Genomic DNA, 23564 nt, shown 5'->3' with positions numbered 1-23564 from the left:
TTGCTGAGCTAGCTAGTCAAAAGTCGATTTAGAAAGACTTGATTGGTCTATCAGCGTCTCCTCAGAATCTTTTCTTACTGTAAAGCTACTGTAGCGATAGGTTCTAAACCGCAGCCCCAAGTTCTCAGTCGTTTTTCACCGCCGTTACTCATGAAACCCGTACTCGATCCAAACTCCATTCAGTCTCGTATAACGGTGGGTGTGGTATTGGCTTCTGCTATTGGCATTAGCGGGTTCACAGGCTGGCTTAACTTACGGATGCGACAGATCTTGGTAGAGGGCCACAAGGACAATACTCTGATGATTGCCAATCGGCTAGAACAAGATGCCGGCCTCTTTAGAGAATCGATGGTTGTCAAAGAGGCGCTGGACATGGCAATCGACTATAGAGAGCAACCAGATATCGCCATTTGGGTAACCGATACTAGCGGCGAAGTTATTGCTCAGTCAAACACGCTGTCTGTGGGTTCTTGGCAAGCTAATGACTTTGCTAGCGAGCTAATGAATCAGGTGACAGACGATGGCCCAGGACTTGGGGTGATGCGGCTGCAAGGTCGGCACCTAATCTCCTGCGTGAGTCCTTTAGAGGTGAATGGGGAACTAGTCGGTGAGCTTTATGTCGTCGACGAGATTACCGAAGATAGTCGGAGCTTAGCTCAGATTACTCGTATGCTGGCGCTCTCTAGCGTGCTAGCAATTGGAGTAGGTGCGATCGCCACCTCTCTGTATATCAATCGCGCCATGCGACCCATTCGCAAAATGAACCACTTGGCTAGCAATATCTGCGCTAAAAACCTAGCCAGCGCTCGCTTAGAATTTGACCGCGCCCCTACCGAAGTCCAAGAGCTAGCCCAAGCCTGCAACATGATGATATCAAGGCTATCTGATGCTTGGGCCCAGCAGCGCCGATTCGTTAGTGATGTCTCCCACGAGCTACGTACCCCCCTTACCCTAGTTCACGGCTACTTACAAAGCACGCTTCGCCGGAGCTGTAACCTTTCTGCCCCCCAAAAAGAAGGGCTTGAGATTGCCGCCGCCGAAGCCGATCGCACCATCAAACTGCTGCAAGATCTGCTGGATCTGGCCCGCGCCGATAGCGGTCACTTCCACTTCCAGATAGAACGCGAGTCTTTAGACGACATCACCCAAGAAGTGATAGAGATGTGCCGTTACGCCACCGGGCGGATTCACTCAGAGCTAGAGCCTGTTGAGGGTTTAGTCGATCGCAATCGGCTCAAGCAGGTGCTGATTAACCTAATCGACAATGCGCTTAAGTATTCGATTGACAGCGAGCCGATTACCGTCACCCTTAGAGAAATGGGCAATCGGGCATACATAGACGTTAGAGATACGGGGCGGGGAATTCCACTTTGCGATCTCAACAAAATATTTGACCCGTTCTATCGAGTAGATGAAGACCGATCGCGGGCTACCGGCGGCACGGGTTTAGGGCTGTCAATTGTTAAAACTTTGGTAGAAGGCATGAACGGAACGCTAAAGGTGCAATCCAAACTAGGCGAAGGCAGCGTGTTTACGGTTTCTTTGCCCACCTCATTTGTTGTCGCTACTGGTGATCGCTAGCTTATGTTGGCGCTACTAGAACCCACAGCAATCGCGGCGACCTAACGATACTTGAAGGACCGCTCAAAGCATAAACACTTCTGGTATAAGGGAACACGAACATCAATCCCCCGACGACAATTATCCACTTCCACATTTCCCCCTACTCTTACCTGCTCACATAAGGAGACTCTATTCATGTCTGAGGATACCGCCCGCATTCTGATCGTAGAAGACGAGGAAAAGCTGGCGAAGTTTGTCCAGTTAGAGCTGGGCTATGAAGGCTATGAGGTGATTGTCGCTAACGATGGATTGAGCGGATTGATGGCCGCTAGAGACAGTGACCCTGATTTGGTGTTACTCGACTGGATGATGCCAGGGCTAACTGGGGTCGAAGTCTGTCGGCGGCTAAGAGCCACTGGCGCGATGATGCCCGTTATCTTGCTAACTGCCAAAGACGGCATCGAAGATAGAGTGGCGGGACTAGACGCTGGTGCGGATGACTATGTCGTCAAGCCTTTTAGCATTGAAGAATTGCTAGCTAGGGTCAGGGCCCATCTGCGACGCAATCAGCCAGAAGATCCAGAATCCTTTTTGTTTGCCGATCTGAGCTTGAACCGTAAGACCAGAGAGGTAAAACGAAGCGATCGCACCATTGAGCTGACCGCCAAAGAATTCGATCTGTTGGACTATTTGATTTCGCACCCCAAACAGGTTTTGACGCGCGATCGCATCCTAGAAGAAGTTTGGGGCTATGACTTCATGGGCGACTCCAACATTATCGAAGTCTATATCCGCTACCTTAGACTGAAGCTAGAAGCCGAAGACGAGTCTCGCTTGATCCAGACCGTCAGAGGTGTCGGCTATGTGATGCGTAGCTAGCGTCCTAATTGCCGCCATTAGTCGCCGCCATATTGAGCCTTTAGTTCAGCGACTCTATCGTCATCGATTTTTTGGAACAGCACAGGCGGCACCTCAAACGCCCTACCTGCTTTCAAGATTATTAGATCGGTCGCGGCGCTCATGCTGCTGTTGCGCTCTGCTTCGGTGAGTTGGAGGGCATCGAATAGCTGCTGCGCGGTGGCAGGAATGAAGGGGGCAGCAGCGATCGCATACAGCCGAATCAGGTTAACGCAGGTGCGAATTACAACGGCGGCTTCGTCTTTGTCCTGCTTAAACAGCGTCCAAGGCGCACGAATATCAATATACTGATTGCCCGCCGACCAGAGGGCGTTAAGCGTTTCGGTAGCTTTGCGAAATTCCATGTTTTGGAGATGCGATCGCAGTCCCGCCACCTTTTCCTCACAGGTCTTCTCCAGCTCAGCTTCAGCCTCACCCGGCTCACCCCCAGCCGGCAGCTCGTTACCAAAACGCGACGCCGTAAACTTCAAAATTCGATTGATAAAATTACCAAAATTATCAGCCAGCTCCTTGTTTACCTTGGTCTGAAACTGCTCCCAGGTGAAGGCCGAATCAGCAGATTCTGGTGCAGAGGCCATCAGCATATAGCGCCAATAATCCGCCGGGGCAATCTCTAGCGCCTGGTCTAGAAACACTCCGCGCTTAGAACTGGTCGAAAACTTGCCGCCGTAGTAGTTCAGCCAGTTAAAGCCCTTGATATAGTTCGCCATCTTCCACGGCTCGCGCGTACCCAGAATCGTCGCGGGCCACATGATCGTATGGAATGGCAGATTATCCTTCGCCATGAACTGGGTATAGTTCACACCATCCGCGTCATACCACCAGCTTTTCCAATCCGCTCCTGTCTCTTCTCCCCAGGCTTTAGTCGCCGACACATAGCCGATCGGCGCATCAAACCAGACATAAAAAACCTTATCTTCAAAGCCGTCTTTCGGTACGGGCACTCCCCATTTCAAATCGCGAGTAATCCCTCGACTTTGCAACCCTTCGTCTAACCACTTGTAGGCAATCGATCGTGTCAGGTTTGGCCAGTCAGTCTGCGCGTCAACCCAACCACGCACATCGTCACTTAGCTGATCTAGCCGCAAAAATAGATGACGACTCTTTCGCACCTCGACATCTGTGCTGCCAGAGATAGCGGAACGCGGCTCAATCAAATCCGTCGGGCTCAGCAGCTTGGTGCAGTTCTCACACTGATCGCCCCTAGCTCTGTCATAGCCGCAGTTTGGGCAAGTTCCCTCTACATAGCGATCGGGTAGAAACCGCTGATCGGCAATGGAATACACCTGGCTAGTCTCGCGCTCTTCAATGAATCCCTGCTCATCTAGACTCTGGTAAAAGTACTGCGTCAGCTCTTTTTGTTCGTCTGAAGAGGTCCGGCCAAAGTAGTCAAAAGACAGATTGAACTGCTGATAGATACTGGCCTGCCGCTCGTACTGCCGCTTACAAAATTCAGCTACCTCTAGCCCTTCTTCTAGTGCCGCAATCTCAGCGGGTGTACCGTGCTCATCTGTCGCGCAGATATAGAGCACCTCTTCCCCTTCCTGTCGCAAAAACCGCGCATATACATCCGCAGGCAGCATCGAACCGACTAGGTTACCAAGATGCTTGATGCCATTGATGTAGGGCAGGGCGCTGGTGATGAGATATCGCATAGACAGAGGAGAAAGGGCCGAACAGGCAGCTACTGAAAACAACAGTCAACTCTAATCAGCCTAGCGGGTCTAGTCCCCACTGACTAGCTCTGCGTCTGCTAAAACTAGTCATTTACTAGCTAAAAGTAGATAGCCAGCTTTCAAAGGAATTGACGTCATTAAACGCTTGAGTAGACAGGTTCTGGCACTGTTCCTCGGATAGGCTGAGGAGCTGCTGCTTTTGTTTGGGTGCGATCGCCCCCACCTGTTGCCTCAGCCGACGTAGTATCTCTGCCTTCTCACCCGTAAACCCTTCGAGCGCCTCTAGGTCATTAAGCCAACTAGACAGCGCTTCTACAGTGCTAAATGTCAGAGACTGCTTACCTAGCTGCTTTAGTTGAAACAGCGTCAGCCCCTGCATTTGGTGGCCTATAAAAGCAGGCAACTGGCCTAACTGGTTAGCCAACAAGAACGTTATCAGCTCAATCTGGCTTTGCCGGCCTTCTTCTCGGCCTTCTTCTCGGCCTTCTTCTCGGCCTTCTTCTCGGCCCTCTAACTGCCAGCTGGTTACTATCTCCATCACTTCACCTCGAACTTTAGGGTCAGCTTGCGCTAGCGTTGCATCAAATTCTAGTTTCTCATCAGGATTCAACCTGAGATAAGTATCTATGAATCCAGAAATGAGCTGTATTCTAGCGGGATCTAAATTTAGTGTAACGAGTAGACGCAGACATTCTGCTTTTACTTTCGGCCTATCGGCTGGAGCGATATTCATCTTTGCCATTAGAGCCGCTGCGACCGGATTCTGCTGCGTCAGAAAATTTCGCCAGTTTAGCTGATTGAGCTGAATGACCCGGTAGCTAAATTTCAGTACTGAGAAATCAGGGAAGCTAACTTCGAACTCGTCTGGAGCGAGGGTGACGGGCTGGTCGTACGAAAATACAGCGATTGGATAGATTGGATAGTCGTATTTTTCGTAGAGTCTGGCGAAGTAGCGGAACATGCGCTTGCCGAAACCTGCTTGAGGACTAGCCTGATTTTCTATGTGAACGAGGAAAAATGATGGCTCTCCTTGAAACTGCACTTGAGCGAGCAGGTCGGTCTCATATTTCTCGCCTGCTGTTACGTCTGTAAAGACTTCCTTATCTAGAAAAGTAATTGACTCTGGCTCTAGATAGGCCATCATCTCTGGTAAGAACAGCTCAATAAATTCTATTAGAAAGGTGGAGAGCAGTTCTTTGAACAGTCGGTCGTGGTCGATCATTGCTAGATTGCCAGACGGTTAGGATGCTTTTTTAAAGGGCACCGGAAATGGCAGCGTTTTTCGCTGAGGCGATCGCGCAATCGATAAAGACGGTTTTCCTAACTGCTTCACAGTCTGCGGAGTGATCTGCAAAGTTAGCTTCTCCTCATAGTCATCGCAGTGCGTTTTTAGCAGCTTGTCCCAAAAGGTGAAGTACAGGCCATAGTGGACGTTGTACTTGCGGTGGTGATACCAATGATGCATGGGCCCAATCATCCAGCTTCCTAGCCATCGGCCAAAGGCAGAGTCTGCAAACATGCGTATGCTGAAATGATGAAGCAGTGCGCCCAGCGACATCGCCAGGACGACTGCATACAGTACGAAGAGATGCATAGGAATGAAACACACTGCCCCCATTAAATAGAGAGCCTGAACCAATGCTTCGGCTGGATCGAAGGAAAAGGCAGTCAGCGGCGTTGGGTTGTTAGAACGATGATGGCCCTGGTGCATCCATCGGTAGCACCTAGGATGATGCGCTAGGCGGTGGGTGAAGTAGAAGTAGGTGTCTTGCAAGAAGAGGACAAGACACAGGCTAAAGCCAAGATACCACCAGCCATACTGGGTCGGCTCTGTGTATAGACGGGTATAGCCCAGGGTGTAGGCAGTCGTCGTCGCCGAGGCACAAACTGCAAAGATAGCAGAAGACCATAAGGAGAGCACTACGTCATGACGAACAGAAAGCCAGATATTTCGTAGAGATAAATCTGCTTTGAGTTTTCTAGTAGCGATAGGTGAGTGCTTGGCAGCGCCTCTAAGAAAGACCAGTGCGTAGAGACTACCGGATACGAATAGATAGCCCAAAGCGGTCACGACAAAAAAGATCAGACTGTGCCAGCCCAGATCTTTTACTAGCAAAGAAAAATTCAAAATCTGCTCTGTATCGATGAGTACGTTTTTTTGTTCACTGCAGTTTACTGGCTTGCATTACTCAGCCAGAGATTTCAACAGCTTTTATTCCTGATTTTGTTTCGAGAACGTTACAGAAGGGCTTCATTCCTCGCAATAGCTCACTCAGGAAGCGTGATCGCCTCTCATAGTGTTCAGCGATAACAATCGATACAGACCTTTCTGTCAGGGTCTTTCATTGGCTTATCAGTGCTTCTACGAAGCGATTAATCTGACAGAAAATGTAAATCAATGTTACGAAATTGCCTTTACATTAAAAAGTGTTGCGTATCTGCGATCCCGTTGCTAGCGTATGCATGTTGATTCGAGCAAGGCCCTATTTCTTTTCACTTTCTTTACTTTTAGTCGCTAGCGCCGCTCGTCTCATCTGTATCTACGTTTTTGTTTGTACCTTAGGGAGTCTGCTAACCATGAAATCTATTCTATCTAGCCGACTAGTTCAGTCATTTACTGCCAGCCTAAGTCACTGCGTTTCCTTGCCTCAGCACCTATTGATGAAAGCTGCTGTTGCTATCTCACTAAAGCTCTGCTGGTTTGCCGCCCGAGTTCTATTAAATGGTTCTGCTCGCACTCGGGCTGGCTCTGCTCTCTAGTTCATAACGCTTCAGTAATAGCAAGCTACTGAAATAGCAATAGTAAGGTGCTGATCAAAAACAGCACGTCATATCTGCCAAAGGCTGCGGGTGGCTCGCTACGGTTAAAGCGCCCGCCGCCGAACCACGCACAAAAAAATTAAGGTCTTTACTGATGAATATCAAAGGTAAGGTCGCTCTGATCACTGGTGCCTCCAGAGGTATTGGCCGAGCGATCGCATACGAACTTGCCAAAAATGGCATTCGTCGTCTCATTCTGGTAGCCCGGAGTGTCCATCAGCTTCACCAGGTGGCCAACGACATCCGCTGTTTGGATGTAGAAGCTGTCCCGATTGCTTTAGATTTAACTGTCTCTAGAGATGTCAGCGTTGTGATGGCCAAGGTCTGGCGTGACTATGGCGATATTGATCTGCTGATTAACTGTGCGGGCGTCGCCTATCAAACACCTTTTCTAAAGTCTCGCTCTAACCAAGTGCAGGCCGAGATGTCGCTCAACATGATGGGCATGTATACCGTTACTAGCGCGATCGCCCGGCGGATGGCCTCACGGCGCAGCGGCACGATTGTCAATGTCTCTAGCCTGATGGGAAAGATTGCCGCGCCTACAATGTCGACCTATTCAGCGACTAAGTTTGCCATCGTCGGCTTTACTCGGGCGCTGCGGCTAGAGCTAGCGCCGCACAATGTCAAGGTAATGACACTACTGCCTTCTTTGACTGATACCGACATGGCCAAGGATATAGAAAAGTTTCGAGGCGTCATTCCGATGAGTACTGAACAAGTGGCTAAAGCGCTAACTCAAGGGCTCAGCAAAGATGCGTCGGAGGTGCTAGTCGGCTGGCAGTCGCACTTAGCGGTTTGGTGCGATCGCCTCTCACCCTGGCTATTGGAGCAGATCTTGCGCTTGAGTGCGCCGCGCCGAGTTATCGGTACTCCTGCGGCTTAGAGTTCTAATTAGAGATTCTGATTAAGCGCGCTGATGCGTTGTCGCAGATGTCTTGTCGCAGATGTCCTAACGCACTGAGACATCTGCGGATCGAGCCGCCCTGTTTGAGAAAGAATGCTATTTGATAAAGAGTGCTATCTTCAGATGCATCCCAAGTAACTCAACAGATGCAATAAAAGATCTGATAGCCTGAAGAACCAGGATACTCAATAAATTCGTTGATACATGACCACTCAAGACATATCTTCGACCTCTACTGACCAGGTGCTATACGGTGAGCGGGCGATCGCAGAAGGCACGCTAATTACGTTTCCAAACCCTAGGCCGGGGCGGATCTACACTATCGACATTACGCTGCCCGAATTTACCTGCAAGTGTCCCTTTTCTGGCTATCCAGACTTTGCCACGATCCACATTTGCTATGTCCCTGATCAGCGAGTGGTCGAGCTCAAGGCAATCAAGCTATACATTAATAGCTATCGCGATCGCCATATCTCCCATGAAGAATCGATCAATCAAATTATGGATGACTTCGTAGCTGCTTGCGATCCGCTTTCAGTCACTATCAAAGGCGACTTTTTACCGCGTGGCAACGTACACACCGTCGTTGAGGTAGCTCACAAGAAAGTTCCTCAAGATCTAAGTTAGCTGCCAGGCCAATTACTCTTTATTTTCCTCTAGCTATCTATTCTCCTCTAGCTAATCGGCTGCTAGCCACTCTTCTATCAGTCGATTCACAGTGTCTGGCTGATCTTGTTGAACCCAATGACTGCAGTTGGGAATATAGCGAATCATCAAGTCGCTGACGTATTGATCGGTTCCGTAGGTAAGTTCTTTGCCCAAAGCCGCGTCATTCTCACCCCAAATCATCAAAGTAGGTATCCTCAATACGTCCCACTGTTGATTAAACAAGCCCTCTGAACCAGACAGATTGCGATAGTAGTTCAACATGCCAGTAAGTGCTCCTGGCTGGGCGGCGGCGGCTACTAGCCGATCTAGATCGGCTTCTGTCAATGCGTTTGGATTGATTACCTGTGCTCGAAAGATAGAACGAACAGCAGCGTAGTTGTTGGCTTTCAATAGCAGCTCTGGCAGTAGGGGAAGCTGGAACAAGGCAATATACCAGCTTCGCAATAGCTGCCTAGGCGTACGCAAACCCTCAGCAAATTTGGCTGGATGAGGAATATTGAGTACGATTAGCCGCTCTAACATCTCTGGATAGGCATAGGCAAAACTCCAGGCGATCGCACCACCCCAGTCGTGACCTACGAGAATGCATTTTTCGTAGCCTAGCGCCTGGATCGTTTCTGCCACATCTTTTGCCAGCTTAGTCCAAGCATAGGCAGACTTTTCTGGGGGTTTGTCGCTCTTGTTATAGCCGCGCATATCTAGCGCAACTGTTTGGTAATCGTGGCTAAAGGCTTCTAGCTGATGTCGCCAGGAATACCAAAACTCTGGAAACCCGTGCAGGAACAGCATTAGAGGGCCGCTCCCTTGCGTAGCATAGTGCAGTCGAATGCCGTTAGCGCTCAGATAGCTTTGTTGCATAAAAACTGTAGATAAGCTGAAAGGACGAGTCAGCTAGAAGCGCTGGTGTAGAACCGCAGCGCAAATCGCCAGAACCAGCGAGAGAATTGAAACAGAATCAGCGCTAGTAAAGCCGACCCTAGTAGCCAGGTTGGTTCGCTGCGGCCCATCATCGTCTTAGCTGGAACCGTGGTGAGAAAGGCGACTGGAATAATGAAGGTGAAGAAGACTCGATAGGCAGCAGGATAGCCTTCGATTGGGAAACGACCCGCTTCTAGAAGCGATCGCAGCACCTCTGTCACGTTATAGATCTTGACAAACCAAATGCTGGTCGCGCCTAAAATGAACCACAAACTGTACAGGCTGAGGATACCAAATCCTAGCGGCGGCAGCATAGCCAGATAGTCTAAGGCAGACAGGCCCACCTGCCTCCCTGCATAGAAGACGATCACCAGGCCAAAAATTAAATCGGGCAATCCCCAGAGCGATACTGTGTGCGTCGATAGCCAAAACTGTGAACTCACAGGCTTTAGTAAGACAAAATCTAACGTACCTTCTTGCACATAGCTCACAATTTTATTGAGATTAGGCACCAAAAAAGTCGCAGCAACGCCCTGCAAAATAGTAAAGATCCCGAGTACCACTAACGCTTCACTCCACAACCAGCCTGGAAACGTATAGTCAGTACGATAGAACAAAAATAGCCCAAATAAGCTACCAGCTAGCCCACCTATGCTACTGATGACGGCAATAACAAAGTTGACCCGATATTCTAGCTCTGCGGCGATCGTCACCTGCCAGAACAGCTTTAGAACTCTCACGTACTGGGCTAGTGACACGATAGATTTCTGGGTAACAAAAGGTACGGCAATGAAAGGTAGGGCAGTGAAAAGGATATTAATGCAGTCCCTTAACACACTCTATAACAGTCAAACCCCGATCGATTAAACCCTTGTCATCAGAGAGCAAAATGGTCAGCTAGCCTACGGATACATCCGACGTTAGTTGAGATATTAGCTCGATAGTCGCCTCACCCTTCTGTCTAAGCCGATTGGTTGCCGGAAGCAATCTAGCTTGTCATATCGTTCTCGGCTCGTAAATAGACGGTTAGCTTTTGCTGTAGCCTGCGCCGGGCTCTGGCAATACGAGACTTGACTGTGCCCAAAGAAACGCCTGTAACCCTTGCAATCTCTTCGTACGAGAGTCCTTGTAGCTCTCGCATAGCAATGGTTTCTCTGAAGATTTGAGGCAGCTCTGACATGGCTTGCTTCAGGTAGTCATGAAACTCGCGGGTCATCATATCGTCGGCAGGGGTTGGCTGGTCAGAAGGTAGCTCCCACTCATATTGTCCATCGCTAGAGTATCGAGGAGCATCCAACGACACGGCGCTTCTAAAGCGCTTACGTTTACGCAGCTCGTCATAAAACAGATTGGTTGTAATTCTGCTCAGCCAGCTCTTAAACTTTGCCGGGTCGTTCAGTCTATGGATACTTTTATAAACTCGAATCCATACTTCTTGCGCTAAATCGGTTCGATCTGACCAGTCAGAGGCTAGATCGTAGAGAAGTTTGTCTACGTAGCGGTGATAGCGAGTAACTAATTCCTCGAAGGCAGTACGGTCTCTATTCCTATGTCTCTGACAGCGGCGAACCAGTTCGGTATTAGACAGTTGGGTCAGTGAGGTTGCGAATAGAGAGGTATGAACAGGCATGTCCAGTTCCGACTGGGCTGGCCTTTGTAATAGCTGCTGGCTCATCTGTTGGGTTGCGCTGACGATCTAAAAGGAACTGACTAAGTAATAACTCCTAACCATTACAGGAGTTTTATACCTGTCAATACTGTAGATGTCACTTAGACGAAGCGCTAGCTATACAACCTGAGCTTTTTCTTATAATTACTGCCTTATCAAGAATGTGTATTTTCAGCCGTGCTGACCAAAAACGACGCAGAAATTCTTCAGGCCCCCATACCTGAGTAGCGTCTAAGACCTGCTTGCCACAGCCAGCGGTTGATTAATAGCGCGATCGCACCCCAGGCCACCATCATGACTAAGCCCCTAGTGAGATCCACCGGCAGCCCAATCAATAAGCTAGCGGGGAAATAGACTAGGTAAGGGAAAGGCGTCCACAGCGCAAACTCACGAATCGGCTCAGGGAACAGCGCCAGCGGTGCCACCATCCCAGATAAGAAGGTATAGAACAAAAACCAAAACTGTTGAATCGCTGAGGCTCTCTCTATCCAAAACGCCAGCATGGCGAAGGTGTACTGAATCAAGAAACGCAGACAAAAGGAAAGCAAGAGAGTGAGACTTCCCCAGAGGCAGGCGTAGGGCGTCGGTAGCCAGATGGCCTCGGGATAAAGCAAACAAAACAGCCCAATCAGCAGCAGTATGAATGGAATGCGCGTAGCTCGCTCGGCAACGTGTCCAAAAAAATGCCGCCATACTGGATCAACAGGTTGCAACAGCAGCGGTGAGAGCTTACCTTGAACTACTTCCTTCTCAAAATCCCAGATCACCCACACGACTGTGAACTGTCGCACCAAAAAAATAGCTAAAAAATAGCGAGCAAATTCTGCGGACGTAAAACCGAGATCTCCACTTTGGGCTGCCTGGTTCCACAGGCCCAAAAAAATCAGCGGGAACGAGCCTGAGAGCACCCAAAAGATCAGCTCAGCCCGGTATTCGACCATGTAGGCGTAGTAGACGGAGATCAGAGTCCGGGCGACACGGAAAGAACGCATAGAGCAGAACGCATAAAAAAGAACGTGTAGAAGAGAGAAGGTAGATAGAAGGGAGAAGCTGAGCAGGAGAAAAGCTAAATAGGAAAGCGGTCAGGTTCGACCCGTGGCGAAGACCTGACTAATCACGTCTTCAATCGGCGGTTCTGTAATAGTGAGGTCTTGAATTTTTAGGGTATTGAGTAGGCGGGTGACAGTTTGAGTGAGTTCGTCTGATTTGATCAAGAAGGTGGCTTGACAGCCTTCTAGGGACTGAAGATTGCCATAGGTTTGTAAAGTAGCCGGATCAATTGACTGAGTGCGGTCGAATTCTACAGAGATTTCGCGGTAGGGGGCGAACTGTTCGAGCAGGCCGTCGAGCAAGCCATCGTAGATTAGGCTGCCTTGGTGAATGACCAGGACGCGATCGCACAGCGCCGTAATATCAGCCATGTAGTGACTAGTCAGCAGTATGGTCGCTCCGTATCGCTGATTGTATTCCTGCAAGAAGGTGCGAACGGCGGTCTGGGCGTTTACATCTAGACCGAGTGTGGGTTCATCGAGAAACAAAACTTTAGGACGATGAAGCAGAGCCGCGAGCATTTCGGCCTTCATGCGCTCACCCAAGGAAAGTTTGCGAACAGGCTGTCTGAGCTGGTCTTGAATAGAGAGCATTTCAGCCAGTTCCCCTACTCGCTGACGAAACTCGGTATCGCTAAGGTTGTAGACAGCGGCGTTAATCCGCAGCGAGTCGAGCGCCGGCAAATCCCAAAGGAGCTGCTGCTTTTGGCCCATAATCAAGGTGATCTTCTGAAGGAAATCGTTGCGCCGCTCGAATGGACGATAATCAGCGACGCTCACGTGGCCAGAGGAAGGATGGATCAGGCCAGTGAGCATTTTAAGCGTGGTCGTTTTACCCGCGCCATTAGGGCCTAAAAAGCCGACGACTTCTCCGGGCTCAATGCTGAAAGAGACTTGTTTGACGGCTTCGATATTGCGATAGGTGCGGCGAAAAAAGTGCTGAAGCGTGCCTTTCATTCCAGCTTCTTTAACCGCGACCGGATACACTTTTCTAAGATTTTGAACGTCGATGATGGGCATAGTTTGAGGCGGGTGTCGCCTTTCACCAGACGATGTTGTGTGACGGATGAACTATAAGAACTTAGCTATGAGAATTTGATGTCAGCTTGCTTTTCTATCGCCTTCAACGTACCAACAGGAATAATTTTGCTGCTATGAATAGGGACGATTGCACTACGTCGAGTATCGGCATTGAACAGCTTTAGATGAGAGCCATTTTGAGAAGCTTCAACAAATCCCGCAGCTTTGAGCTGTTTAATTGCTTGCTTGGCAGTTAGCCTAGGTGATCTAGAAGACACAATCGCTTACTACAAAGCCAGCTCAATCATCTCAGCAGGCGGCTGCACTTTTAATAGATGCGTCGGTATAGGTTCTAGCATAAGCTGGATAGCCTCTTTGAGATTGGCGATCGCCTCTTCCCGGTTCTCCCCAAAAGAAGATACAAAATTCAGCTCAGCGCAGGTCGCCGAGTAAGCTTGCGCTTCATCATCCCACTCTAAAACAGCTCTGATCACCATCTTTCATCCCTAAGTCAATGTACGAATGCTTCTATTATCCACTTCTATTCAACTTTACTGACAGAACAGGGATAATAGTCTTCTTAAACTCAGATTTTCAATAGATCAATAGAATCGTCAACTTCTTCGCAAATGCCTTTACAGAGCTGAGAAAGGTATCTTTTTGTACCTCAATGGTCAAAGGACGATATCTTCATGGGATTTGCGATTGGCTCAGCTCGTTGTTCTAGGGCGATGAAAGCTTCTAAAATTTATAACGGGATAACGGATGAACTGCTGAGTTAATAGGAGAAGACTACTTTGATAGAGATGGCAGAAGTGGATAGACGAGCCATTCGCCAGGTGATTGGCCAGCAGATTGCAGCGTTTCAGCAGAATGACGCGATCGCAGCTTTTTCTCAAGCGGCTCCTGGCATTCAGCAGCAGTTTGGCAGCGCCGACAATTTTGTTGCCATGGTAGAAGCCGCCTATCCATCCGTCTATCGACCTCGCTCTGTGGTGTTTGAGAACGTGCTGACGGTAGAGGACTTGCCAGCTCAGCAAGTAATGCTGATGGATCAGGCGGGGCAGTTAATTCGAGCAACCTACCTGATGCAGCAGCAGCGAACAGGCGAGTGGAAGATTGCCGGGTGCTATTTGACACCGATGGGACTTAAAGAAGGATGAAGTCGGAAGGATGAGTGATGAGTGATGTTATTCCGTAGAGGTGGATTTTTGATCTGCTGTCTACAAGTCGAAAGCGGAAGGATTAGAAGGGTAGAGTGTGCCGAAAAAGTGCCCAATCAAGTAGAGCGACCCACAAAAGACGGTGGGTTGAACTTGAACAGCGGCGGTTAGGGCAGTTTCTAAATCAGGATGGTTTTCTACACAAGATAGATCAGGGCAAACCTGATGCGCGATCACACTTAGGCTTTTAGGATCTGCGCTCAAATGTCCTGGCACCGCTGTCAAATGTAGGCGATCGCCTGGTCTAAGCAGCGTTTTGAAAATTGCCTCGTGATCTTTGGTTTGAAGCATTCCTATTAGCCAGGTGATGGGTTGATCTGAATAAGTGCGATCTAGATAGGCTCTTAGCGATCGCGCTGCTGCTTGATTGTGAGCCCCGTCAATTAACAAGCGGTGACCTTGCCACTGCACCTGCTGCAATCGCCCCGGCCAGCGCACGTTAGCCATGCCCTGGGCAATAGCTGTATCGGAAATGGCCCAGCCCTGAGTTCTTAGCGCTTGCAGAACGGCGATCGCACAGGCAGAATTTACCCGCTGATGATCTCCTAACAAGCTCTGTCGATAGCTGATGCCGCCATAGCTAAGCATCCTATCAGCGGCACTTTTATCCTGGCTGTCAACCAGCCGCTCGGTAGCAGGCTGAACCCAGGTCAGTGGCGCGTTTATCTGGCTGGCTCTAGCCTTGACGACACTCTCTGCCGCCGCTGGCAAAGCGCCTATAATGGCCGGAACATTAGGCTTTAGGATACCAGCTTTCTCTCCCGCAATTTCTGCTAGCGTATTGCCTAGCCGCTGCCAGTGGTCACGACCAATCGAAACAATCACCGTAGCCAACGGGCGATCGCATACGTTAGTCGCATCTAGTCTGCCGCCGAGCCCGACTTCAACGACTGCCACATCAACCTGCTGCTGAGCAAAATACTGCCAGGCGGCTGCCGTAAATACTTCAAACTGAGTCGGAGTAGACTCGCCTACAGCATCAGCATCGCCTTTGCTGCCAGAGATGACGGCTTCTACAGAATCTAGCGCCGTCTGCAAAGCCACCCAGCTAATTGGCGTATCATCTATGCGAATTCGTTCTCGCCAATCTACCAAATGAGGCGAAGTATAGCAGCCGGTTTTGTACCCCGCCGCTGTCAAAACAGAAGATAGATAGGCACAGACTGACCCTTTGCCATTAGTGCCAGCTACGTGAACGACGGGCACTCGGTGATGAGGATTGCCTAACGATGACAAGACTGCTTCAATCCGATCGAGCCCTAAATCCACGCCAAAGCGCGCATAGGACTGTAGACGATTTTCGACCGTTTGCTGAAGCGAGGCGTATGAAGAATTAGGCGCACTCATAGAGAACCAGCTCTCAGCATAAAAGAGGTAAGAAAACGAAAGGGAGATAGAATCCTACCTCCCTTCTATAGCTTTGGTCACTTGACTGAGGTACAGTTTGCAGGCTAAAACCCTATATTTCAACGGGTCAAGTGACGCGCCTGTACCGAATGCATTCGGTACAGGCTATAAGCGGTCAACGCCAGTAGTTAGCGCCAAGTGTAGATGACTTCTCAAGCGTCTAAAGCTAGGCCGTCGATAGTGTTTAGAACCGACTGACTACAGACATGAGACCTAAACAGCTTCTAAATTCTTCTCACCCGTACGAATCCGAACGATCTCATCTACTGGGCTGATAAAGATTTTGCCGTCGCCAATCTCGCCGGTTCGAGCAGATTCAATGATTTTGCTAATGACCATATCGGCCTGGGCATCTTCTACCACAATCTCTAGCTTCAACTTTTGCAGGAATTCAACGGTATATTCCGAACCGCGATATCGCTCTGTTTGTCCTTTCTGGCGGCCAAATCCCCGTACTTCGGAGACCGTCATGCCAACGATACCAGCGTTGACCAGGGCAATCTTGACCTCATCTAGCTTAAAGGGGCGGATAATTGCTTCGATTCTTTTCATGACTTACGTACTTTTCTCCAAAGGATTCAGCCGACTCTGATGGACATATACCAAAGTACGAACGCATTCGTACCCTGTTACGCAGGTTGCCTGCTGCTTTTCTGGCACTTGGGGTTTAATGAACCTCAGCCACCTAACAGAATCTATAGCAGAGCAGGGCTACCCCATCACCGTATCAATGAATACAGTTGTGAGCTCAATCATAAAGGAATCTAGCGATCGCCTAGCAGTGGCTTCATAATTAGGAATCCAGCGCCAAATGCCGTCACGATAATTAGCACAATAGAAAACACTAGCCAAATGCCGCCGATTTCTTGCTCTTCGCCCTTTTCTAAAATAGAGCTGCGATAGCTGCCGGACTGCTCTGTAAAGAGTTTAGGCATGATAGTAGAAAATTGAGAGCCAAGCTGAGGTTTCTTCTGACGCTGAGCACCCGTATTCCTAGCCGATTTTGAGGGCTGTCTTTGGCCGAGGCGTCCTACGGGCTGTCCTTCGCCAATCGGTTTGGGCACGCGGTTACGAGCTGATTTTGGCGCTACTTTTGATGCCGCAGGCTGCGTCGGGGCGACTAAAGGCTCATACAGCGTTATAGCTTCGTCCGTCGGTGTAGGCAGGCCAGCGTTTCTAGCGTTCTGCCTTTCGCTTCTTTGTTTCTCGCTCTGCTTTTCGCTTCTTTTCTCACTTTGCGCTTGGACTAAGCTAGCCAAGCTATTGGGCACTGCGCTGTCAGCTAAAGGCGCTTGCGTATCGCCCTGTAGATCATTGCGCGAAAGATCATTGCGCGAGCCACTATAGAGACTATCTCTAGTAGCAGGTCTAGCAACGCCAGCAGCTTGGCCTAGGGTCAGGGCGGCTTGAACGACGTGGTGAATTTCCTGCTTTAGCCTTTGATTTTGCTTTAGTAGCTGTTCGTTGCGGTTGTTGAGCGAGTCGATGACGGCTTTGTTAGCCCGCAGTTCAGCGGCTAGCTCCCGGTGTACCGACATGGGTACAGAAGGCGCATAACGAGTCGAAGCGGATTGACTAGACTCGGTGTAAGAGGAAGGCTTCATAGGAAGGGATAGGAATCGCTTATGTGCTTTTGCTTGAGTTTTGAGGCTGATTGCGGGAGAGGAAATGGGCCAAAAACCAGGCTAATCCAAGGATTCGGCAGAAGATGCGGGACTAAGTAGTCAAATTAGAGCAACGTCGGTGACATTCGTCAAGCGTAAGCCTAGCGAAATGTCAAAAAAACGGTTAAAGCTAGGCCAGAGTAAAGAATACAGATATATCAAGTTCGATTAACCTAACCGACTGCCTATTTGTACCCTATTTTGATTCTGTTCTCTTTATCTTCTTCTCTTTGGTTGATCATTTTTTCCAGATCGCTTTTCCTAAGGCGCTTTTCCTAGGTTGCTTTTCCCAGAGATAAGCTCGCTCCGAGCGCTTAAGCCTAATGATTGAGCTAAAATAGCCAGCCCAACCAGATCTGTAGTATCGGCGCAGCCTCCAAAGCTGAAGTCAGTGCCATCTTGACTAAAGAGCAGCGCAACCAGCTTCAGGCTATGCGCGAAGAGCATTGGGGTCACCGGGATGAAATCCGTCGCTAGGCTATAGTTAACCACTCATTTATCAAGCATGCCATCGACAGGCAGCTAGTCTGTTGAAATTAGCCTTTGAGCTTCTTCTACAGTCGCTTCAGCGAATTCATCTAAGCTAGCAGCCATCGCTTTTGCGGTCTTAGTCAGCTTTTTTGTTTGGTCTAGCTTTTTGCCAAATGAAGCTAGCGCCGCGCCAGCGTCTGCAAACAGCTCTTTGTATTCAGAGGGTGGTTTGCTCAACCATTCCTTGAAGTCTGTAGACTCTGTGTCTATCTGCTTTAATGGTGTCTGGCCTTTTGATTTTGAAGCGTGCTGTAGCTGCGCTAGTGCTTTTTCCCACGAAGCTTTGTAACGCAAGTCTAGAGGCTTTATCTCTTGATACTGCGCTTTTAGTTGCTTGCTTGTGGTCACCTTTGCAAGCTGATAGACCTTTGATTTAAGTTCAATAAGCTTCATGAGGCAGCAGAAGTTTGTTTTTGAGCGAGCTGAGCGCTAAGTGCTTTATTCGAGGCTTTGTTTTGAGTTTCTAACGTCTGATTGAGCCCAATTAGCTGATCGATTTGCTCTTTCTGTTCAGCTAGAATGGCTCTGGCCTCATCCCGTTCTCTTCTAAATCTATTGGTATGAGCGACTCGCCCACCTAGGCTTTGGTTATTCTTGCCCAGCTCCTTTCTACGCTTCGATTCTTTGTCAAACGCTTTTTGCAGCGACTCAAATTTCTCTAGCAGCTCTGTATAGGCTTTGCTAGTTTCCGCTTCGACTTTTAATGCTTCATTTTCTGTAGTCAGCGTTTTAATCTTGGTTCGTAGCGCCTCAGCTTCTTTATCTTTACCGAAAAGAACCTGTTGAAATCTGCGAATGATTTTCTCTAAATTGGAGCGCTCGGTTTCAAGCTGTTTGTGGCTGTCTTCGATTTTGGTGATTTGCGATCACAACAGCATAGAGCGGCGCTGCAAAACCCGAGAGGTACACACATATTTAATAACAGCAACCATTCGGTCCTGCTCTAGCCCTGGTAGCTGAGCCACGGTAGGACTTTTCCAAAGCTCGTCATAGTTCGTGCATCTATGGCGAAGCGTTGAGGTCTTGACATGTTCAGGGTCTGAAATCAGAGCTTCGTTCTTAAACGAAACGCGATCATACCAATACTCAAAAAGCTCTTTATTAGAAAAGTTCTCAGTAGAAGGTGCAGCAGCAGAAGGCATAGCGGAAACCTGGCCAAGGGAAAGCGGGTGCTTTAGTGTTTCAATCCTATCGCAAGCTAGTCGTAACCAAAGAGCAGGTTCGCTATGCTTTGACTGTGCTGAAAGCAAACTAACACTATTTATGAGTATGGCTGAACTTATCACGGAAGTAGAGACAGGTGGACATGGGTCTGTCTGCATAACTATCCCTCCAGACATCCTGCCAGACCTACCTAATAGTGACTTCAGGTTGCTTGGCAAGCAAGGATTCGTCTGGTATGAGGACTTCGTAGCGTTTAGAAATATAGGGGATAGTCGAAGCTACTCTGTAAAGATCTATCTGTCGGAAGAGCTCTCTTTGCAAGAAGATATTAAGCGCTCTATCCTCCTCCCCTATACTGTGCAGCCGCCTGGAGAACTTTTGGTAACAGGTTCCTACGGTGAATGTCATTCGTTTCAGATAACACCTGGAAAGTATCAGCTGTTATTTGAATCGCGATTTATGACTGACCAGGAGATAGCAGCTTCTATTGAGTACAATAGACGACTCAGCGAAGTCGGAGGCCCTAATCCTGAGTTTGGGGAAGAGGCTAGACCCCAACTGTTCATTTTTACGTTCATCCCTACGACAGACGAAGTAGAGGCTAAGATAATTCATCCTACGTACGAGACACTCGTAAGACAATATCGCGGCCTCATCACGTCTACAGGCTTCGACCCTCGGAAAGAACTGGTTTTGCATCATACGTCTCGGCCACCCGGCTATCCATAAGATGATGGCGATCGCCCAATTTCTCTCTAGCTTCGGTAGCGCCTGTCCTTCTGCACTTCGCCAAAGCTGATCATAGTTTGTACAACCGTATCTGAGCCTAAAGACTTCAAAAAAAAATAACGACTTACTTAGCTGCCATAAGCGCTCCATCAGACGTTAGCGAATCATCAACAGGTTGCGCCGCGCCGACTAATGAAATAAGAGGCCCCATCTGCTCTTGTCCTGTCAGCGCTAGCTCACTATGGCAGAGCAAGACCTGCTCCCCGGCGCGACCAAGCAGGTCATGTAGCGTCCGACTGAGATTAGCTTCGTTTGCCTCTTCCATCTCTGCTAAGGTAATTGGCCTTCTCGGCCAATTTTGTAAGAACAGCGGCGCACCGAAGAGTTCTCCGGCGCTGCTAGCCCATAAGGGTGAACCGGCATCTAGCCAAAACTGCCAGCGATGAGTCAGACGCTGGGCGCGGTACTGATAGATAGTAGAGAGCGTCACACCCTTACGGCCTAAAGCACGCGGATTGACTGGATAGGGGTTGGCAGAAACGGTTCCTTTTTGAATGAGTTGGATAAAGCGACCGACATCGCTCAATCGATGGCTAGAACGAGATGATTCTGACGTGCTCCATTCTGCTGGGTTCTGAGCGCCGTCAACAAGGTGCAGACGATCTTCCACCTCCCAAAAGTACTGAGCGGTTTCCATCAGTTCGCGCAGGGTGGCAAGCTGGTCGGCTGGCAAATGAGCAGCGCGCCATAAAAAATCTTGAACGATGCGGTCGATGGTGATGACAGGCTTGAGTGTGAGTCGCTGCGCTCGGAGCTGCTTTTGAGAGTCGATCCAGCTCAAAATGCGGTTGTAGGCGTTGACGCTCTGGTGGCCAAGGCGGTCCCAGCGAGAGAAAGTCTCGGCGGGGAGGAGGTGGGGATTTTCGATATCGGGGACGAAGCAGTTGTCGGCGATTAGCTCGGCGCGGACAGGATCGATGGCGACGAGGTCGAACCAGGTGTTGGTTTCGCTGGGTGAAGCGGAAGCGGGAGATAGGGGAGAAGGGGAAAGGTTTTGGCTGAGGATGACGAGCATTTCGGCGATCACATCTCGATCAACTAGTCGCCCTAGTCCTGGATAGATTAGCGCTAGCAAAGACAATAGCGATCGCACCATGGGCGAACTGACCAAAGGCCGCTGATCGTTAAGCGATTCGATGCCGATGCCTCGGCTGCTAAGAATTTCAATCAGGCTGTAGCGACCGATAGAGTCTAGACCAGGGCCGATGACGGCGACTTCATCGGGCTGAACCTGACCGCTTTCGATTGCGCGGGCGATTGCCTCTGCTGTAATTCGCAGCATCTGCCCTCTAGAGGTGGCCTGCAAAAGCGTTATTTCATCGGGCAAAGCTGGCATCGCTAGCGGATCAGCGACCCATTCGGCAACGCGATCGCCCCACTTCCCCAAAGACGCTTTCATCGGTCTTTCTAGCGCTATCTGTTCACACCGAGCTGATAAAGGTAGCAATGCTGCTGGATCTGCTCCCAAGCCTAGCCGCACTTTGCCCTGAGGGTTAAAGGTAAACAGGCAAGGGCGTTCTGCTTCTAAAAAGACCGAAAACAGAGCCGACATAATTGCTGGGTATTCATCCACATCGTCGGCTAGTACGCCTTTGAACCGGGCTAGCAGTTGCGTCTGATACTGTGGCATTGGTAGCAGGTGCCGCCAGTACAGCGCGCTCATAATGCCGTAGGTCAATAGACCTCTTTGCAAGCACCATTTTTGCCAGCTGATCAGCGCCGTACCCACCGAATCCCATAGCGCCAGGTGTGCCAAAGACCCCGGCATTCCCGCCTTCAAAATATCGGCAATTTCTTCGATAGGGATGCAGCCTTGAGAGGCTAGCTGCAAAAAATCTAGGCTACGGCGCACTAGGCGTGACTCGCGCCAGCCGTCTACTTCTAGCTCACCGCTATCTAGCTGGGGTCGCCAGAGCTCTGTAGCCAAGACCTGCTCGTTTTCAGGGCGGAGCTTGAGCGGAAACTGAGCCTGCAAGCCAAGCGTCTGAACCAGCAGCGGCCAAAAAAGGATAATTTCGTCCTGAATGAATCCAGCCGGAGTAGAGGTCAAGGTAGCAACGCGATCGCCTAGCTCATCTATCAACCGTCCGGCTAGCGCAATCCGATTGTCACCGTTCGCTCCAAATATCAGCAAAGGCTGCTGTTGCTGCGCCCCCACCTGCTGGGCAAAGCCAATTAGCTGCTGTGTTTTACCGCTGCGGGTTTCGCCAGCAATCCAGTGAGCGACCATTGCTAGACTCTCCTAATAATGCAAAAGCCCACACTTGAGTGCAGGCTTTTGCAAATATATCGTTTTCCATAGCTTTTAGCCTTAGTTGCGGCTAGAGCCTAGCAACAGGTTAGATCGACTCTATCAAGCCGGAACCTGTGAAGTTGGAAACCTATGAGGTAGAAACTTATCAAGTAGTTACGAGACAGAAGCCGCAACTACAAATAAGCCAACTACGAGGCTAGCTGCCAAACTACCCAAAATAATGTAATTACGCTTTTCTGTACCTGTAGGCGGCTCAGCCTGATACATCTTGGGCTCAACTGCAAAGTTGTTTAGCAAACCGCCTTCGTCTTCTGTGTATCTCATATTTATTAAGCTCTCAATCTATTTGTAAACTTATGTTAACAAAACTTAGGGCTTTTTTCCAGTCCCTGCAGATTAAATATACATAAAGGCAGACAAGGTTGCTATCGACGAAATTATCTATAGCGTTTATCACTTTGCTCCACACAATCTTTAGCAGTAAAACCCTTGTCGTAAAAGAGCAAAGTGGCCGGCAAGTATGCGGATACATCCAATGCTAGCCATATACGAAATCAGCATTAAGTCAGTTCAGTAGATTAATTCAGCAGACTAGTTTAGCCAGCCTACTTTGTCGAAACTGCGTCAATGAGTAATCGTTCCAGTTGTCGGCGAGCTAGCACTAGCATAAACCTTGATTGGGATGCGCCCAGCCTGATACGCCAGTCGGCCCGCTGCAGTCGCCATGCCCATAGCTCTACCCATAGCAATAGGATCTTTAGCCAATGCGATCGCGCTATTAACTAGCAGGGCATCAGCTCCTAGCTCCATTGCATACGCTGCCTCACTAGGCGTCCCAATCCCAGCGTCGACGACGACAGGCACCGCTGCGTTTTCAATAATGATTTGGATATTGGCCGCGTTTTTGATTCCCTGCCCCGAGCCAATCGGTGAACCCAAAGGCATCACGGTCACACAGCCCACCTCTTCTAACCGTTTTGCTAGCAGCGGATCGGCGTTGATATAGGGCAATACTGCAAAGCCTTCTTTCACCAACTGTTCAGCCGCCTTCAGTGTATCGATCGGGTCGGGTAGTAGGTACTTCGCATCTGGAATCACCTCTAGCTTCACAAAGTTATTCTCTTCTTGGCCTAGTAGCTTCGCCATCTCGCGGCCTAGCCGGGCTACGCGGATAGCCTCATCTGCGTCTTTACAGCCTGCTGTATTTGGCAGCATCCAAATCTTTTGCCAGTCAATTGCTTCTGCTAGGCCCTCATGTCCTGGCGCGTTGGTCTGCACTCGCCGGACAGCGACTGTGACAATTTCGCTGCCGCTGGCTTCGAG

Annotated in this window: 25 protein-coding genes; 6 read left to right on the top strand and 19 right to left on the bottom strand. The window is 49.5% G+C overall.

The genetic code is table 11. The features are described 5' to 3' along the window. The first annotated feature begins 150 nt into the window (after positions 1-150). Together IQ256_RS18555 and IQ256_RS18550 are read left to right on the top strand one after the other, a co-directional pair. Positions 151-1581: a HAMP domain-containing sensor histidine kinase gene (locus IQ256_RS18555; protein WP_193857044.1), complete on the top strand. Its 1431-nt coding sequence runs from the start codon at positions 151-153 to the stop codon at positions 1579-1581. 177 nt (positions 1582-1758) lie between these two features. Continuing rightward, positions 1759-2442 carry a response regulator transcription factor gene (locus IQ256_RS18550; RefSeq protein ID WP_193857043.1) on the top strand — a complete coding sequence of 228 codons (684 nt, stop codon included), beginning with the start codon at positions 1759-1761 and terminating at the stop codon, positions 2440-2442. A gap of 17 nt (positions 2443-2459) precedes the next feature. Here IQ256_RS18550 and metG read toward each other — a convergent pair whose 3' ends face one another. The 3 genes from metG to IQ256_RS18535 all read right to left on the bottom strand — a co-directional run bounded on the left by metG (position 2460) and on the right by IQ256_RS18535 (position 6285). Next, on the bottom strand, positions 2460-4136 hold the full coding sequence (gene metG / locus IQ256_RS18545; protein ID WP_193857042.1) for a methionine--tRNA ligase: 1677 nt from the start codon (positions 4134-4136) through the stop codon (positions 2460-2462). 115 nt (positions 4137-4251) lie between these two features. Next, on the bottom strand, positions 4252-5379 hold the full coding sequence (locus IQ256_RS18540) for a DUF4351 domain-containing protein (RefSeq protein ID WP_193857041.1): 1128 nt from the start codon (positions 5377-5379) through the stop codon (positions 4252-4254). Between the two features lie 18 nt (positions 5380-5397). Then, positions 5398-6285 (bottom strand): sterol desaturase family protein, encoded by an 888-nt coding sequence (locus IQ256_RS18535; protein ID WP_193857040.1) that lies wholly within the window; start codon positions 6283-6285, stop codon positions 5398-5400. 786 nt (positions 6286-7071) lie between these two features. On the opposite strand from IQ256_RS18535, the gene IQ256_RS18525 reads away from it, so the two are divergent. Then, entirely contained in the window at positions 7072-7863 is a 792-nt protein-coding gene (locus tag IQ256_RS18525) for an SDR family oxidoreductase (RefSeq protein ID WP_193857038.1), read from the top strand. 225 nt (positions 7864-8088) lie between these two features. Next, complete coding sequence (queF, locus tag IQ256_RS18520; RefSeq protein WP_193857037.1) at positions 8089-8511, top strand: preQ(1) synthase; 423 nt, start codon at positions 8089-8091, stop codon at positions 8509-8511. Positions 8512-8562: 51 nt separating this feature from the next. Here the strand turns inward: queF and IQ256_RS18515 are convergent, their stop codons facing one another. From IQ256_RS18515 to IQ256_RS18485, 7 genes are all read right to left on the bottom strand, one after another. Further along, on the bottom strand, positions 8563-9411 hold the full coding sequence (locus IQ256_RS18515; RefSeq protein ID WP_193857036.1) for an alpha/beta fold hydrolase: 849 nt from the start codon (positions 9409-9411) through the stop codon (positions 8563-8565). 29 nt (positions 9412-9440) lie between these two features. Further along, positions 9441-10229, bottom strand: coding sequence for an ABC transporter permease (locus tag IQ256_RS18510; RefSeq protein WP_370623484.1), 789 nt, complete (start codon positions 10227-10229; stop codon positions 9441-9443). A 230-nt stretch (positions 10230-10459) separates the two neighbouring features. Further along, positions 10460-11146, bottom strand: a complete 687-nt coding sequence (locus tag IQ256_RS18505) for a sigma-70 family RNA polymerase sigma factor (RefSeq protein WP_193857035.1) — start codon at positions 11144-11146, stop codon at positions 10460-10462. Positions 11147-11346: 200 nt separating this feature from the next. Beyond that, entirely contained in the window at positions 11347-12132 is a 786-nt protein-coding gene (locus IQ256_RS18500) for an ABC-2 family transporter protein (protein ID WP_193857034.1), read from the bottom strand. 90 nt (positions 12133-12222) lie between these two features. After that, entirely contained in the window at positions 12223-13209 is a 987-nt protein-coding gene (locus IQ256_RS18495) for an ATP-binding cassette domain-containing protein (RefSeq protein ID WP_193857033.1), read from the bottom strand. 65 nt (positions 13210-13274) lie between these two features. Next, on the bottom strand, positions 13275-13487 hold the full coding sequence (locus IQ256_RS18490; RefSeq protein WP_193857032.1) for a type II toxin-antitoxin system HicA family toxin: 213 nt from the start codon (positions 13485-13487) through the stop codon (positions 13275-13277). 9 nt (positions 13488-13496) lie between these two features. Further along, entirely contained in the window at positions 13497-13706 is a 210-nt protein-coding gene (locus tag IQ256_RS18485; RefSeq protein ID WP_193857031.1) for a type II toxin-antitoxin system HicB family antitoxin, read from the bottom strand. Between the two features lie 309 nt (positions 13707-14015). On the opposite strand from IQ256_RS18485, the gene IQ256_RS18480 reads away from it, so the two are divergent. Further along, a complete protein-coding gene (locus tag IQ256_RS18480; RefSeq protein WP_228025054.1) occupies positions 14016-14372 on the top strand; it encodes a DUF4864 domain-containing protein in 357 nt (118 codons plus the stop codon). Between the two features lie 60 nt (positions 14373-14432). Here the strand turns inward: IQ256_RS18480 and IQ256_RS18475 are convergent, their stop codons facing one another. From IQ256_RS18475 to IQ256_RS29755, 6 genes are all read right to left on the bottom strand, one after another. Continuing rightward, a complete protein-coding gene (locus IQ256_RS18475) occupies positions 14433-15779 on the bottom strand; it encodes a folylpolyglutamate synthase/dihydrofolate synthase family protein (protein WP_193857030.1) in 1347 nt (448 codons plus the stop codon). 273 nt (positions 15780-16052) lie between these two features. Next, positions 16053-16391 (bottom strand): P-II family nitrogen regulator, encoded by a 339-nt coding sequence (locus tag IQ256_RS18470; protein ID WP_006453730.1) that lies wholly within the window; start codon positions 16389-16391, stop codon positions 16053-16055. A gap of 212 nt (positions 16392-16603) precedes the next feature. After that, positions 16604-17443: a hypothetical protein gene (locus tag IQ256_RS18465; RefSeq protein WP_193857029.1), complete on the bottom strand. Its 840-nt coding sequence runs from the start codon at positions 17441-17443 to the stop codon at positions 16604-16606. A gap of 321 nt (positions 17444-17764) precedes the next feature. Continuing rightward, positions 17765-17950, bottom strand: coding sequence for a hypothetical protein (locus IQ256_RS18460; protein ID WP_193857028.1), 186 nt, complete (start codon positions 17948-17950; stop codon positions 17765-17767). Positions 17951-18025: 75 nt separating this feature from the next. Further along, complete coding sequence (locus IQ256_RS18455; RefSeq protein ID WP_193857027.1) at positions 18026-18427, bottom strand: hypothetical protein; 402 nt, start codon at positions 18425-18427, stop codon at positions 18026-18028. 473 nt (positions 18428-18900) lie between these two features. After that, entirely contained in the window at positions 18901-19176 is a 276-nt protein-coding gene (locus tag IQ256_RS29755; RefSeq protein WP_228025053.1) for a hypothetical protein, read from the bottom strand. A 127-nt stretch (positions 19177-19303) separates the two neighbouring features. Here IQ256_RS29755 and comJ point away from each other — a divergent pair, with 127 nt between their 5' ends. Further along, on the top strand, positions 19304-19927 hold the full coding sequence (gene comJ, locus IQ256_RS18445; protein ID WP_193857026.1) for a competence protein ComJ: 624 nt from the start codon (positions 19304-19306) through the stop codon (positions 19925-19927). Between the two features lie 124 nt (positions 19928-20051). Here the strand turns inward: comJ and IQ256_RS18440 are convergent, their stop codons facing one another. From IQ256_RS18440 to IQ256_RS18430, 3 genes are all read right to left on the bottom strand, one after another. After that, positions 20052-22217, bottom strand: a complete 2166-nt coding sequence (locus IQ256_RS18440; protein WP_193857025.1) for a hypothetical protein — start codon at positions 22215-22217, stop codon at positions 20052-20054. A gap of 177 nt (positions 22218-22394) precedes the next feature. Next, positions 22395-22565 carry a photosystem II assembly protein Psb34 gene (psb34, locus tag IQ256_RS18435; protein ID WP_193857024.1) on the bottom strand — a complete coding sequence of 57 codons (171 nt, stop codon included), beginning with the start codon at positions 22563-22565 and terminating at the stop codon, positions 22395-22397. A 300-nt stretch (positions 22566-22865) separates the two neighbouring features. Next, positions 22866-23564 (bottom strand): thiazole synthase (locus IQ256_RS18430; protein ID WP_193857023.1); only part of this gene is annotated, 699 nt, incomplete at its 5' end.

Source organism: cf. Phormidesmis sp. LEGE 11477 (assembly GCF_015207105.1).
In the GTDB taxonomy this organism is placed as follows: domain Bacteria; phylum Cyanobacteriota; class Cyanobacteriia; order Phormidesmidales; family Phormidesmidaceae; genus Phormidesmis.
Note: the sequence above shows the minus strand (reverse complement) of the source record. Positions and strands in the feature narration are given on the sequence as shown.

Bases quoted from the DNA above. Each gene is read 5' to 3' on its own strand.
- IQ256_RS18455 (WP_193857027.1), bottom strand. From the start codon at position 18,427: ATGAAGCTTATTGAACTTAAATCAAAGGTCTATCAGCTTGCAAAGGTG.
- IQ256_RS18480 (WP_228025054.1), top strand. From the start codon at position 14,016: ATGGCAGAAGTGGATAGACGAGCCATTCGCCAGGTGATTGGCCAGCAG.
- IQ256_RS29755 (WP_228025053.1), bottom strand. From the start codon at position 19,176: ATGCCTTCTGCTGCTGCACCTTCTACTGAGAACTTTTCTAATAAAGAG.
- IQ256_RS18550 (WP_193857043.1), top strand. From the start codon at position 1,759: ATGTCTGAGGATACCGCCCGCATTCTGATCGTAGAAGACGAGGAAAAG.
- IQ256_RS18470 (WP_006453730.1), bottom strand. From the start codon at position 16,391: ATGAAAAGAATCGAAGCAATTATCCGCCCCTTTAAGCTAGATGAGGTC.
- queF (WP_193857037.1), top strand. From the start codon at position 8,089: ATGACCACTCAAGACATATCTTCGACCTCTACTGACCAGGTGCTATAC.
- IQ256_RS18485 (WP_193857031.1), bottom strand. From the start codon at position 13,706: ATGGTGATCAGAGCTGTTTTAGAGTGGGATGATGAAGCGCAAGCTTAC.
- IQ256_RS18475 (WP_193857030.1), bottom strand. From the start codon at position 15,779: ATGAGTGCGCCTAATTCTTCATACGCCTCGCTTCAGCAAACGGTCGAA.
- IQ256_RS18440 (WP_193857025.1), bottom strand. From the start codon at position 22,217: ATGGTCGCTCACTGGATTGCTGGCGAAACCCGCAGCGGTAAAACACAG.
- IQ256_RS18495 (WP_193857033.1), bottom strand. From the start codon at position 13,209: ATGCCCATCATCGACGTTCAAAATCTTAGAAAAGTGTATCCGGTCGCG.
- IQ256_RS18500 (WP_193857034.1), bottom strand. From the start codon at position 12,132: ATGCGTTCTTTCCGTGTCGCCCGGACTCTGATCTCCGTCTACTACGCC.
- comJ (WP_193857026.1), top strand. From the start codon at position 19,304: ATGGCTGAACTTATCACGGAAGTAGAGACAGGTGGACATGGGTCTGTC.
- IQ256_RS18505 (WP_193857035.1), bottom strand. From the start codon at position 11,146: ATGAGCCAGCAGCTATTACAAAGGCCAGCCCAGTCGGAACTGGACATG.
- IQ256_RS18525 (WP_193857038.1), top strand. From the start codon at position 7,072: ATGAATATCAAAGGTAAGGTCGCTCTGATCACTGGTGCCTCCAGAGGT.
- IQ256_RS18515 (WP_193857036.1), bottom strand. From the start codon at position 9,411: ATGCAACAAAGCTATCTGAGCGCTAACGGCATTCGACTGCACTATGCT.
- IQ256_RS18555 (WP_193857044.1), top strand. From the start codon at position 151: ATGAAACCCGTACTCGATCCAAACTCCATTCAGTCTCGTATAACGGTG.
- IQ256_RS18540 (WP_193857041.1), bottom strand. From the start codon at position 5,379: ATGATCGACCACGACCGACTGTTCAAAGAACTGCTCTCCACCTTTCTA.
- IQ256_RS18465 (WP_193857029.1), bottom strand. From the start codon at position 17,443: ATGAAGCCTTCCTCTTACACCGAGTCTAGTCAATCCGCTTCGACTCGT.
- metG (WP_193857042.1), bottom strand. From the start codon at position 4,136: ATGCGATATCTCATCACCAGCGCCCTGCCCTACATCAATGGCATCAAG.
- psb34 (WP_193857024.1), bottom strand. From the start codon at position 22,565: ATGAGATACACAGAAGACGAAGGCGGTTTGCTAAACAACTTTGCAGTT.
- IQ256_RS18460 (WP_193857028.1), bottom strand. From the start codon at position 17,950: ATGCTCTTCGCGCATAGCCTGAAGCTGGTTGCGCTGCTCTTTAGTCAA.